Raw genomic sequence first — 12,589 nt, forward strand, 5'->3', positions numbered from 1 at the left:
ATCTATTTTGTAAATATCACAATAAATTTTAAAAAGTTAAAAGTGAAAGAAGAAAGAGAAGTTACTGTTATTTTAAATTCAATTTATGCTTTTAAGTTATTTAAAATATTTATTTTTGCTCATCAGAAAAAAGAATATAACATACAACTATGAGAACAATACAATTTAGAGAGGCCATTTGCGAAGCGATGAGCGAAGAAATGCGTCGCGATGAATCCATATATTTAATGGGCGAAGAGGTTGCAGAATACAACGGAGCATACAAAGCTTCAAAAGGAATGCTTGCTGAGTTTGGTGAAAAGAGAGTAATCGATACTCCAATTGCTGAGCTTGGATTTACAGGAATTGCAGTAGGATCTGCAATGAACGGTAACCGACCAATTGTAGAATATATGACTTTCAACTTCTGTTTAGTTGGTATTGATCAGATTATAAATAACGCTGCTAAAATGCGTCAGATGACAGGTGGACAGTTTAATGTGCCTATCGTTTTCCGTGGACCAACTGCTTCTGCAGGTCAATTAGGAGCGACTCACTCACAAGCTTTAGAAAACTGGTTTGCAAACACTCCGGGTCTTAAAGTTATCGTTCCTTCAACTCCTTACGATGCAAAAGGACTTTTAAAATCAGCCATTCGTGACAATGATCCTGTAATTTTTATGGAATCTGAGCAAATGTATGGTGATAAAGGAGAAGTGCCGGACGGAGAATATGTAATTCCAATTGGAGTTGCTGATGTAAAGCGTGAAGGTACTGATGTAACAATCGTTTCTTTCGGAAAAATCATCAAAGAAGCTTTTATCGCTGCTGATGAATTAGCGAAAGAAGGAATCTCTTGTGAAGTTATCGATTTAAGAACTGTTCGTCCAATGGATAATGAAGCGATCTTAAAATCAGTTAAAAAAACAAACCGTTTGGTAATTTTAGAAGAAGCATGGCCATTCGCAAGTATCTCATCTGAAATCACTTATATTGTACAAGAGCAGGCTTTCGATTTCCTTGATGCGCCAATTCAGCGTATTACAACTGCTGATGCTCCTGCACCTTATTCACCTGTTTTACTGAAAGACTGGTTGCCTAATGCAGGTGATGTAGTGAAAGCAGTAAAAAAAGTAATGTACAAATAATAATACATACATACTCATAAAAACTTCATCATTCATTGGTTAATTGATGAAGTTTTTTTTTGCCGGAATATGAAAAGAATAATTTTACTCAGCCTGTTTTTTGTATTTGCTTTAGCAAACCATGTTTTTGCGCAAACTAAAGTGAGTGGAATTGTTTTGGACAAATCCAATCAGCCTGTTCCGTTTGCAAATGTGGTTTTTAAGGGTTCAAATACGGGAATAGTTTCTAATGAAGACGGACGTTTTTATTTAGAATCCCCAAATACGTATACCGCTTTGTTAATCACTTCAGCAGGATTTTCAGATAAGGAAGTTCCTTTGGAAAAAGCAGTAAATTATAATTTTAAAATTGTCTTAAGCGAACCTGAAGCACTTAATGAAGTGGTTATTTTTACAGGTAAAACTTCAAAAAAGAATAATCCGGCATTGGATATTTTGAGAAAGATCTGGGAAAGAAAACGAAAAAACGGTCTTTATCAATTCAATCAGTATCAAATGCAGAAGTACGAAAAAGTTGAATTCGATATGAATACGATTGACAGTGCTTTTATGAAAAACAAGCTTTTCAAAGGAATGGAGTTTGTCTTTGAACATGTGGATACTTCTGATGTTACCGGAAAAACCTATCTGCCAATTTTTATCAACGAATCCGTTTATGATGTTTACGGAGATAATAAATTAAAAAAAGTAAAAGAAAATTTATCCGGAAATAAAATGTCAGGTTTCAATGGGAACCAACAAATTTTATCTTTCGTAAAAGACCTCTATTCGGACTATAATATTTACGACAATCACCTTAAGTTTTTTGATAAAAGTTTTACAAGTCCGCTTTCAAAAACCGGAATTGATGTGTATAACTATGTTTTGAAAGACAGTGCTTTTATTGACAAAAAATGGTGTTATAATATTGTTTTCTATCCAAGGCGTAAAAATGAATTAACTTTTAAAGGAGATTTCTGGGTCAACGATTCCACTTTTGCCATCAAAAAAATTAATATGGGAGTTACTAAAAGTGCCAATATTAACTGGGTAAAAGATATTTATATTGAGCAGGAATTTGAAGTAGAAAACGATTCCGTTTTCCTTTTAACCCGCGATTATATGATGTCTGATTTTGCTTTAAACAAAAAGGAAAAATCAAAAGGAGTTTATGGAAAACGAACAACTTTATATAGAAATCATAAATTCAATATTCAGAAACCGGAGAAATTTTATAAAGAAGAAGTTAATTTTATAGATAATGCTGTTTATGAACGACCAGATGAATTTTGGGAAGAAAATCGTTTTGAAAAACTAAATAAAGACGAACAGGGTATTTATAAAATGCTGGACACTTTACAGACTGTCAAGAGATTTAAACAGCTGTATAGTCTGGTTTCCATTTTAGGGAGTGGTTATGTCGAATTCAAGAATTTCGATTATGGTCCTATTTTTTCGACTTTTGGTTATAATGAAGTCGAGGGTTTGAGGCTCAGGGTAGGAGGAAGAACTTATTTTGGACCTAATGATCCATGGCGTATACAAGCTTATACCGCTTATGGTTTTGATGATAATAAATTCAAATATGGGGTTTCAGGGAAATGGATGCTGGATAAGAAAAACAGATTAATTATTTCTGGAGGAAACAGACGTGATATCGAACAAATCGGAGCTAGTTTAACCACAACAAATGATGTTTTAGGACGCAGTTTTGCTTCTTCGGCGTTGTTTACAACTGGAAGCAACGGAAAATTGACCAATATTAATCTGAGTAACGTTTCTATTGAAATGGAAGCTAAGAAAAATTTTATAGTTTCTGCAGGTTTTTCATATCGAACATTAGAATCGGCATCGCAGACCTTTAGTTTAGACTATTATAAAACTTTGCCATCTGTTTCAAATCCGGCTGGTGTGGTTGAAAGTAAGGTTACGCAATCTGAGGCTAACATTCAGTTTGAGTTTATGCCAAATCGTAAAACAATTGGTTATGGAGTTGAAAGAGATCTTGTTGACAGCCCATTTAGCCATTTCTTCGTTAACTTTAGTTATGGTCTAAAAGGAGTTATGAATAGTGATTTTGCTTATGAAAAAGTACAGTTGTTTTACAGACAGCCAATTATTATAGGACCGCTAGGAAGAACAAATATCACACTTGAAACAGGAAAAACTTTTGGTACAATTCCGTTAGGATTAATGAGTGTAATTCCGGGTAACCAGACGTATTTTACGATTGAAAATACTTTTAGCAACCTGAATTTCTACGAATTTGTTACAGATCAATACACAACATTACAATGGAATCATGATTTTGGAGGAAGAATATTTGCCAGAATCCCATTCATGAGAAAACTGAACTGGAGAGAATTTATAGGAGTGAGAGCCGTCCACGGAACAATTTCTGATGAAAACAGAGCCATAAACGCTTCCGGTCTTCCGTATAATGCACCTGAAAAAGTGTATTGGGAATATAATGCCGGAATTGGAAATATCTTTAAAGTTTTCAGAATTGATTTTTCATGGAGAGGAAATTATTTGAATATGCCCGATGCTGCTAAATTTGCCGTAAAAGGATCCTTTGGTTTCTATTTCTAAAATAATTTAAATTTTACATACGCCAAATTGCTAGGAATTTACACTTAGCAATTTGGCTTTTTTATAGAGTCATTATTTTATTTATTTTTAGAAGCTAATCCCGCTATCCGTTTCAATCTTTTATTTTTTAAAGAAAAAAATAAAAGGATTTCATCTGCTATCGGGGCTAAAAAAAAATTACGTTATGCAAGAAGCTATTGACTTTTTAGTAACTAAAAATCCAATATTTCGGGAAATAATCGAAAAGTACGGATTACCATCAATCCCAAAACGACCACAAGGCTTCGAAACTTTAGTGTTGTTAATACTTGAACAGCAGGTTTCTATAGATTCGGCGAAAGCCACATTTTTAAAAATCAAGAATTATACAATTTGTAATCCCGAAACCATGGCAGTTTTGCCGGATGAAGAGTTCAGAAATCTCGGGATCAGCCGTCAAAAGACAAAATACATTAAGATTTTAGCGGAAGCAGTTTTAAATAAAGAATTAGACATTGAAAACTTGGCTTCAAAATCAGCAAAACAAGTCCGCGAAGAACTCATTAAGTTAAAAGGTATCGGAAACTGGACAATCGATATCTATTTAATGTTCTGTCTGCAGGAGCCGGATTTAATTCCTTTAGGCGATATTGCAATAGTCAATACAATCAAAGAATTATTTAATATTCATGACAAAGGCGAAATGGAAATCTATACTCAAGAGTGGAGTCCGTATCGATCTTATGCAACCTATCTGCTTTGGCATTATTACTTAAATAAACGAAATCGTAAGATTACATATTAACTATCTGTTATATAATAAGGAAAGTATATTAAATAATGAATAAAGTATATAGATTAATGCATTTTTTTCATTGTAAAAAAGGATTCTTTGGGTTACTTTTGCATCCAAATTATAGATATAATAAAAAAAGAAAATGACCGCAGACAAACTAACAACTTTCGATGTTTTAATCGAAATACCAAGAGGAAGCAGAAATAAATATGAGTACGATTTTGAAATCAAAAGAATGCGTTTTGACAGAATGTTATTCTCTTCAATGATGTACCCGGCAGATTACGGATTTATTCCAGAAACTTTAGCCCTGGACGGTGACCCTCTTGATGTATTGGTTTTGATTAACGAACCAACTTTCCCAGGATGTGTGATAGAAGTGAAGCCAATTGGGGTTTTCCACATGGCAGATGATAAAGGACCAGATGAAAAAATTATTTGTGTACCAGTTTCAGATCCAATCTGGAATTCATTAAATGATCTTTCAGATATCAACGGACACTTATTGAAAGAAATCGAGCATTTCTTCCAGGTTTATAAAGATCTTGAAAACAAAAAAGTTGATGTAGAAGGATGGGGAGATGTAAAAGAGGCATTCGCAATTATTAAAGAATGTACAGACCGTTTTAATCAGATTGAAAACAAACCAGAAGGATTATTTAGTATTAAATAATTTTAGGCATCATATTTTGTAAAAAAAGCAATACTCCGTTAAGAGTATTGCTTTTTTGTTTAAATTCGTTTAGTTAGTTTGTTGACTATTAACCAAAAACCAATAAATATGAATGCATTTATGATTTACCTGCCTATTGTAATGGCAGTTCTAGGATTACTTTTCATGGGAATAAAAAGGAGTTGGGTTTTAAAACAAGATGCCGGCGATGGTAAGATGAAAGAAATCTCAGATTACATCTACGAAGGAGCCTTAGCCTTCTTAAAAGCCGAGTATAAACTATTGACCATTTTTGTAATTATTGCCAGTTTAGCTTTGGCAGGAATTACTTTTATCCCGGGTGTAAAAACACATTTATTAATCGTAGTTGCATTTATTTTCGGGGCATTATTTTCAGCTTATGCAGGTAATATAGGTATGAAAATAGCAACCAAAACAAACGTTAGAACCACTCAGGCAGCCAGAACCAGTTTGCCTCAGGCTTTGAAAGTTTCTTTTGGAGGCGGAACTGTAATGGGGTTGGGAGTTGCCGGTTTGGCTGTTTTAGGTTTGACGGCTTTCTTTATAATTTTCTTTAATTTATTTTCAGACGGTGTTTGGAAAGATACTGAAACAATGACTGTTGTTTTAGAAACTTTGGCAGGATTTTCACTTGGTGCAGAATCAATCGCTTTGTTTGCACGTGTCGGAGGTGGAATTTATACCAAAGCTGCCGATGTTGGTGCTGATTTAGTAGGTAAAGTAGAAGCAGGAATTCCGGAAGATGATCCTCGTAATCCGGCAACAATTGCAGATAACGTTGGAGACAATGTAGGAGACGTGGCTGGTATGGGAGCCGATTTGTTCGGGTCGTATGTAGCAACAGTCTTAGCTGCCATGGTTCTTGGAAATTATGTTATAAAAGATATGGGCGGAAGTATTAATGACGCTTTTGGCGGAATTGGTCCAATTTTGCTTCCAATGGCAATTGCCGGTTTTGGAATTTTATTCTCCATTATTGGAACTACAGTGGTAAAAATATCAGATGATAATGCAAAAGAAGCACAAGTACAGAAAGCATTAAATATAGGAAACTGGATTTCGATTATTTTAACAGCAATAGCCTGTTTCTTTTTGGTAAAACATATGTTGCCCGAAGTAATGACAATGGAATTCTTTGGAGAAGGAGCACAACAAATTTCTTCCATGCGTGTTTTTTACTCCACATTAGTCGGATTAGTGGTTGGAGGCGCCATTTCATCAGTAACAGAATATTACACAGGATTAGGAACAAAACCAGTTTTGGCAATTGTTCAGAAATCTTCAACAGGAGCTGGAACAAATGTAATCGCTGGTTTGGCAACCGGAATGATTTCTACTTTTCCAACTGTTATTTTGTTTGCTGTAGCAATTTGGATTTCTTATGCTTTGGCAGGATTCTACGGAGTGGCGCTGGCTGCTTCGGCAATGATGGCAACAACCGCTATGCAATTGGCGATTGACGCTTTCGGACCAATTTCTGATAATGCTGGTGGAATTGCCGAAATGAGTGAATTGCCAAAAGAAGTGCGTACCAGAACCGATATTTTAGATTCAGTAGGAAACACAACTGCAGCAACAGGAAAAGGTTTTGCAATTGCTTCGGCAGCCTTAACTTCATTAGCCTTATTTGCAGCTTATGTAACTTTTACCGGAATTGACGGAATTAATATTTTTAAAGCACCAGTTTTAGCGATGTTATTTGTCGGTGGAATGATTCCGGTAGTTTTCTCTGCATTAGCAATGAATTCTGTCGGAAAAGCAGCAATGGATATGGTGTACGAGGTTCGTCGTCAGTTCAAAGAAATTCCGGGGATTATGGAAGGAACTGGTAAACCTGAATACGGAAAATGTGTGGAGATTTCTACGAAAGCCGCTTTGCGCGAAATGATGCTGCCTGGAATATTGACTATTGGTTTCCCGATTGCAATTGTACTTTTAGGAAAATTAGTTTATGCAGATAACAATCAGTTAATTGCTGAAATGCTGGGAGGATATATGGCCGGAGTTACGGTTTCAGGAGTGCTTTGGGCTGTTTTTCAAAACAATGCCGGAGGTGCCTGGGACAATGCTAAAAAATCTTTTGAAGCAGGAGTAATGATCAATGGAGAAATGACGTATAAAGGTTCTGATGCTCATAAAGCAGCGGTAACCGGAGATACAGTTGGTGATCCATTCAAAGATACTTCAGGACCTTCAATGAACATTTTAATTAAACTCACTTGTTTGATTGGATTGGTGATTGCGCCAATTTTAGGTGACGGACATGCGCCATCAGATATGGCAGGAAAAGCTTCCTGTTGTAAAATGGAGATGCATGCAGGCGGAGTTTCTAAATGCGGAGATATGTCAGGAATGACCAAAGAAGAATGTATTAAAATGTGCAAAGAAAAAGGCTGTTCTGCAGAAGAAACTGCAAAGTGCCTGGCTCATTTTGATGCAAAAGGGAAATACCAAAAAACAGATTGTTTTGATACCAGTAAATACGAGAAAAAAAGAGTTGAGGTTAATTTGTCTACTGTAAATGGTATTACGGTTGGAACTGTAACAAAAACCGAAAATGGCAAAACAACTACTGAAGTTTTTGAAGGAACTGAAGCTGAGGTGAAAGCTAAAGTTGAAGCGGCGAAATAAACTTTAAAATATGAATGATGTAGAAATTTATTGAGTATGTTAAATATGAAGTTTGGATTCATAGAATCATCAACGCTGTAAGATTTTGTTTTACAGCGTTTTTTTGTATTTTAAATTGGGTTGATTTATGTAGTTTTTCATATGTAATAAAATACGTATAAGTTATAGCGAAATATATTTGGATAATTAATTTTAAAGTCTATTTTTGAGAAAAAATTCTTACTTAATATATCAACAATAACTTATGGGACATTTTTCAGAACAGGTACATATCAGCATAGGGAGCTTTACCCAAAACGTCGTTTATCATAATTTAGAATTGTCACAAAAGATGGCCGATCACCATCATTTTTCTTTTGTATGGCAATACACAGGCAAGGCGATCATAAACCCGGCAGATCAGGCAAAGGCATTGCGAACGTATCTTGGGGATGAAGTTATCTTTACCTTTAAAAGTCTTACCGGAATCAGGTTGATGAGCAAAGGAATCATAACAGAACTCTCCTCTGTAGATCTTCACGGCAGCCCCGAAGGGTTGCATGTTAAAGGGATCAGCCACACTATTGTTCTGGACGATATGAAAAAGTCAAGGACCTACCAGCAAAGGGCATGAATGATATCGTGCTGGATATTTTAGCAGAAGGTCCGGGAGAATTCTATGAAAGGGATGCTATAAAATCGACTTACCTTCAGGAATTCAAATACCTGGCCCAGTACAATGAAACCAATTTTGATTTCTTGAAACGATTGGCCAGACGACACGGCCAATGGTTCTATTTTGACGGAATGCGAATGCAATTCGGACAGACCAAAACCAGCAAAATAAAACTCATCAACGGGTCTTCGCTGCATGGATTTAAAATCCAGACCAACATGGCTTCCCATAAAATTTCATTGGGAGGGTATGATTACAATGGGGCATCCAATATTCGTAATTCGGCAGCCAGAACATCTTCGGGAAGCAAAGACAGTTTTTCTTCCGTTGTAGGACATAACCAGGGAACCGTTGCCCAAAGCGACCTGAACAATGGAGCTTACACCACCAATGCCCAAAGCAGCGAAGAAATACAGGAAATGGTCAGACTCCAGACCGCAGGCAGCGACGCCAATAGTGTTTATTACAGCGGAATATCTTATTTTCCTTTAGGACTTGGACAGGTTTTCAGCATCATAAACCAGACTGTAGAACACGAACTGATTGTGACAGAAGTAACACACATTTCTCAGGTCCACGGAAACTATTCCTGTAATTTCAAGGCTATTCCGGCAGACGTTGCAGCCCCACATTATACAGACGTACATGTATTTGCCAAAGCCGAAACACAGCCAGCGAAAGTAAAAGACAATAACGATCCGGAAGGATTAGGACGTGTAAAAGTACAGTTCAACTGGGCAGGCGGAAACAATTCAAGTGAGTGGCTACGAATGATACAGCCACATTCAGGTTCCGGAAAAGGATTTTACTTTATTCCTGAAATCGGTGAAGAAGTTTTAGTAGGTTTTGAAGGCGACAATGCACAGAATCCGTATGTTTTGGGAACACAGTATAACGGAAGCCAATCCAGCGGTTATGCAGATGGTCAGAATAATGTAAAAGCGATCCACACACGTTCGGGAATCAAATTTATTTTGAACGATGGTGATGGAAGTATTTTGATTGAAGATCCTAGCGGGAATAAATATTTTATGGATGGGAAAGGGAATACTAATGTAAGTGCGCCAAAAAATCTGACCTTTGATGCAGGGGAGAATATCAGTATTACAGCAGGTAAAAATGTTTCTGTTAGTGCAGGAGAGGATGTTGATGTTGATGCAGGTAAAGATATTTTACAAAGTGCAGGGAATGATGTAATTATTAATGCAAATGGGAATATTGTTGAACAATCAGATAACAGGAGTGAAATTGTCGAAAAAGATTTTAGCAGAACTTCTGATGTTTCAAACGAGATTGCTGCCGAAATTAGTCTTCAAAGCCACGAGAAGGATATGTCGATACAAAGCGGAAAACAAATTTTATTTAATAGTGTAGAAAAATCAAATCTTTTTTAATTAAAAATGTATGGCAATTACAAAACAGGCAAAAAGTATTAAAATAGAAGTAACAGATACTTATCTGTTAAACGTAGGTGGCAGAATTGAAAAAAAAGCTAATAAATTGAATCTGGAAGCCACAAATGGAGATTTAAATTTAGTAAGTGGTAAAAAAATAATGATAAATGGTGAGAAAAAATAGCATGAAAAAATATAACATCTTGTTCTGTTTCATCATAATAATAGTGATAACTATATTAGTAATAATAATGAATTCATTTATAGAGAAAAAATACGAATGGTCTGCAGCTATTTCTGCACCAAGAGAATACCCAGTCGAAGTATATACAGGAGCTGTAGGTGGCTACTTTTTTAGCCATATGGGAGGATTTAGTAATAGTGGCTGGGGTGGTGCTACAGGTGATACTGATATAAAAGCTGAATTGCCAGAAAGGATAGATTTAACATGGCTATCTTATGTAGATAATAAGTTTTATACTATTGATAGCGAGCTTCCTATAGAGAAAATAAAACAGCTTTTTGAGGAAGGAATCTATTCAAAAACAGGAGATGAAGTCGTAACGGAACCTTATACCTATATAAATATTGGGTTGGCTCCAAAAGGAATGGTTGTGGTATGGATAGCTGGGGCAGGTATACAGGTAGAAGTAGCCCGTTTTCAGGCGCACGAAACTACGATAGATCCAAGAGTGATTACCGAGGACGAAAAATATATGTTTAGGAAAGATTATTCAAAAGATAGATTAAAAAATGATTTCGTTATTTCTAAATATGTAGAGGAACAACTCAATAAATATGGTTATCCTCCTGCTGAAGTATATGAAAGTTACCGGGAAAAATACCTTTGGAAACCCAAGGTTATTCTGCCTGAAGGATGCAAAATAATTTCGGTATATATGAAAATGTGCAACGGAGAAAAAGAAGACCCTTATGATAGACCGATAGAGCAAAAGCAAAGAGCAATCCCGTTTATGATTGAAATTTTCTGGACTGTTGGAAATGGTAAAAAACAGCAAAAGTTTGTATCGAGAATCGCTTTTACTAAAGACATAGAGTTCTGGAATATATACCTTCAAGATGAAAGAGTTGATGATCAAATGCCTGTAGATTTTTATAAAAATGAAATCAGAAAATTATTTAAAGAGCATATTGACAAAAACAAATCTGCTGAAATGGTCATAAAAATTGACCCTACGCAAACTGAAGATGATAGCTGGGTTACTGATTTTTACATAAAGCAAGAAGAAAAAAAATATAATTTGAATCAATTTTGTCAGGATTCAGGTAAATACGACTAATTATGAGTATCATATTTGGAGATTATAATCCACCTAAAAAAGAGGGGAAAAAGAAGGATTTAACTATTGGTGTTTTTTTTGACGGAACTAATAACAATAAGAACAATACCAAAGCAAAAGAATACTATGATAAAAGGGCAAGAGGCGAAAAACTAACAGAAAAAGAAAAGATCTCTGCAGAGGCGTATAGAAAATATGGAAAAGATAAGAAGAGCAGTAGTTACTACAATGCCTGGTCTAATGTGGCAAGACTTAGCGATGCTTATGATAAAAATAAGGTAGTTTATGTAGACGGAATTGGTACTGAGACTGAAAAAGCTGACTCTGTATTAGGAGCTGGTTTTGGTACTGGTTTTATTTTTGCAGGTACCGGAATTCTCGGTAAGGTAGAAGAAGGTTGTAAAGGATTGGTCAAAAAGTTAGTGGAATTAGGCTCGAAGGACAAAGAAATCCCAATACTCTATTTAGATGTTTTTGGTTTTAGTCGTGGTGCAGCGGCGGCCAGGGTTTTTCTGGATGAAATAAGTAAGAAACCTTATCCCTTATCTGTAAAATTTAAAAACAAAGGTGGGTATTTAGGGTATTATTTAGCAAAAAATAATATTAAGGTTGGTTTGGTAAAAGTACGTTTTTTGGGTCTTTTTGATACAGTATCATCTTATTCTGCATCATTTAGCCCAACACCTGATTTTGATAATGATACTACTGAAATTGAGTTACATAATTTAGCTAAGGCTAAAACAGTACTGCATTTTGTTGCTACAGATGAGCATAGAAACAATTTTTCACTAACTAAAACCAGGGTTGGAAAAGAAAAAGAATTTCCTGGTGTACATTCAGATATTGGAGGAAGTTATAACGATGGTGAAGAAGTAGTTGAAATTATTGAGAAAAATTTTAAAGAAAATTTAAAAAAGCTTTCAGAGAAGCTCGTAAATAATTCTTGGTATTTAGAAGATCAACTGGAAATGTCTTTTTTTGGCCCTCAATATGAGCTAAAAGGGACACGAAATTTAAAAAACACATATAGTTATATTCCACTTCATTTAATGGCAGAAGCTGCAATATTACAAAATGTCTCTTTTGATAAAATAAAATTAGTAATTGACAATTATAGTATTTCAAATAACCCATTGCTGGTTCGGGTAAAAAAACGTTTGCATGCTTATGTTTTTGGTGATGCAAAACCTTACAAATTTAAATGGTATGGCAAAATTCATGAAAAGTACGAAGGGGTAAAAGCCGGAGATAAGCGATATGAGGCTTATCAGCAGGAAATAAATGAGCAAAAAGATTTAAGAAAACTCCGTAATCAATATTTACACTGGTCGGCAGATAATGGTTCTCTTGGTATGGAGCCTACGAAAGACAGGAAACGAAAAACGTTTTAGGATAGTGTTCTTTGTCCAAAATTATAACATTTTGTCTTTTGGTTTTGTAT

Annotated in this window: 10 protein-coding genes; all 10 read left to right on the forward strand. The window is 35.4% G+C overall.

Annotation, left to right across the window (positions count from 1 at the left end; genetic code table 11):
- Positions 1 to 149 precede the first annotated feature (149 nt).
- The 10 genes from K8B81_RS04560 (at position 150) to K8B81_RS04605 (ending at position 12,539) form a co-directional block, all read left to right on the forward strand.
- Complete coding sequence (locus K8B81_RS04560) at positions 150 to 1,127, forward strand: pyruvate dehydrogenase complex E1 component subunit beta (protein ID WP_025571585.1); 978 nt, start codon at positions 150 to 152, stop codon at positions 1,125 to 1,127.
- Positions 1,128 to 1,196: 69 nt separating this feature from the next.
- Positions 1,197 to 3,698, forward strand: coding sequence for a DUF5686 and carboxypeptidase-like regulatory domain-containing protein (locus K8B81_RS04565; RefSeq protein WP_223679270.1), 2,502 nt, complete (start codon positions 1,197 to 1,199; stop codon positions 3,696 to 3,698).
- A gap of 184 nt (positions 3,699 to 3,882) precedes the next feature.
- Positions 3,883 to 4,482, forward strand: coding sequence for a DNA-3-methyladenine glycosylase family protein (locus K8B81_RS04570; RefSeq protein WP_025571589.1), 600 nt, complete (start codon positions 3,883 to 3,885; stop codon positions 4,480 to 4,482).
- A gap of 133 nt (positions 4,483 to 4,615) precedes the next feature.
- Complete coding sequence (locus tag K8B81_RS04575; protein ID WP_025571590.1) at positions 4,616 to 5,146, forward strand: inorganic diphosphatase; 531 nt, start codon at positions 4,616 to 4,618, stop codon at positions 5,144 to 5,146.
- Between the two features lie 108 nt (positions 5,147 to 5,254).
- The gene (locus K8B81_RS04580; RefSeq protein ID WP_223679272.1) at positions 5,255 to 7,798 is read left to right on the forward strand and encodes a sodium-translocating pyrophosphatase; all 2,544 of its coding nucleotides are present in this window, start codon (positions 5,255 to 5,257) and stop codon (positions 7,796 to 7,798) included.
- A 244-nt stretch (positions 7,799 to 8,042) separates the two neighbouring features.
- Positions 8,043 to 8,411 (forward strand): hypothetical protein, encoded by a 369-nt coding sequence (locus K8B81_RS04585; protein WP_223679274.1) that lies wholly within the window; start codon positions 8,043 to 8,045, stop codon positions 8,409 to 8,411.
- Positions 8,408 to 9,847, forward strand: coding sequence for a type VI secretion system Vgr family protein (locus K8B81_RS04590; protein ID WP_223679285.1), 1,440 nt, complete (start codon positions 8,408 to 8,410; stop codon positions 9,845 to 9,847). The genes K8B81_RS04585 and K8B81_RS04590 overlap by 4 nt, the downstream gene beginning before the upstream one ends.
- Before the next feature lie 10 nt (positions 9,848 to 9,857).
- A complete protein-coding gene (locus K8B81_RS04595; RefSeq protein ID WP_223679287.1) occupies positions 9,858 to 10,031 on the forward strand; it encodes a hypothetical protein in 174 nt (57 codons plus the stop codon).
- A gap of 67 nt (positions 10,032 to 10,098) precedes the next feature.
- Positions 10,099 to 11,148, forward strand: a complete 1,050-nt coding sequence (locus K8B81_RS04600; protein WP_223679289.1) for a DUF2931 family protein — start codon at positions 10,099 to 10,101, stop codon at positions 11,146 to 11,148.
- Positions 11,149 to 11,150: 2 nt separating this feature from the next.
- On the forward strand, positions 11,151 to 12,539 hold the full coding sequence (locus tag K8B81_RS04605) for a T6SS phospholipase effector Tle1-like catalytic domain-containing protein (RefSeq protein WP_223679291.1): 1,389 nt from the start codon (positions 11,151 to 11,153) through the stop codon (positions 12,537 to 12,539).
- Positions 12,540 to 12,589 lie beyond the last annotated feature (50 nt).

This window comes from Flavobacterium hibisci, from assembly GCF_020026925.1.
In the GTDB taxonomy this organism is placed as follows: domain Bacteria; phylum Bacteroidota; class Bacteroidia; order Flavobacteriales; family Flavobacteriaceae; genus Flavobacterium; species Flavobacterium hibisci.

Excerpts from the sequence above, each read along its gene's own strand:
- K8B81_RS04585 (WP_223679274.1), top strand. The coding sequence starts at position 8,043 with ATGGGACATTTTTCAGAACAGGTACATATCAGCATAGGGAGCTTTACC.
- K8B81_RS04565 (WP_223679270.1), top strand. The coding sequence starts at position 1,197 with ATGAAAAGAATAATTTTACTCAGCCTGTTTTTTGTATTTGCTTTAGCA.
- K8B81_RS04580 (WP_223679272.1), top strand. The coding sequence starts at position 5,255 with ATGAATGCATTTATGATTTACCTGCCTATTGTAATGGCAGTTCTAGGA.
- K8B81_RS04590 (WP_223679285.1), top strand. The coding sequence starts at position 8,408 with ATGAATGATATCGTGCTGGATATTTTAGCAGAAGGTCCGGGAGAATTC.
- K8B81_RS04595 (WP_223679287.1), top strand. The coding sequence starts at position 9,858 with ATGGCAATTACAAAACAGGCAAAAAGTATTAAAATAGAAGTAACAGAT.
- K8B81_RS04570 (WP_025571589.1), top strand. The coding sequence starts at position 3,883 with ATGCAAGAAGCTATTGACTTTTTAGTAACTAAAAATCCAATATTTCGG.
- K8B81_RS04560 (WP_025571585.1), top strand. The coding sequence starts at position 150 with ATGAGAACAATACAATTTAGAGAGGCCATTTGCGAAGCGATGAGCGAA.
- K8B81_RS04600 (WP_223679289.1), top strand. The coding sequence starts at position 10,099 with ATGAATTCATTTATAGAGAAAAAATACGAATGGTCTGCAGCTATTTCT.
- K8B81_RS04605 (WP_223679291.1), top strand. The coding sequence starts at position 11,151 with ATGAGTATCATATTTGGAGATTATAATCCACCTAAAAAAGAGGGGAAA.
- K8B81_RS04575 (WP_025571590.1), top strand. The coding sequence starts at position 4,616 with ATGACCGCAGACAAACTAACAACTTTCGATGTTTTAATCGAAATACCA.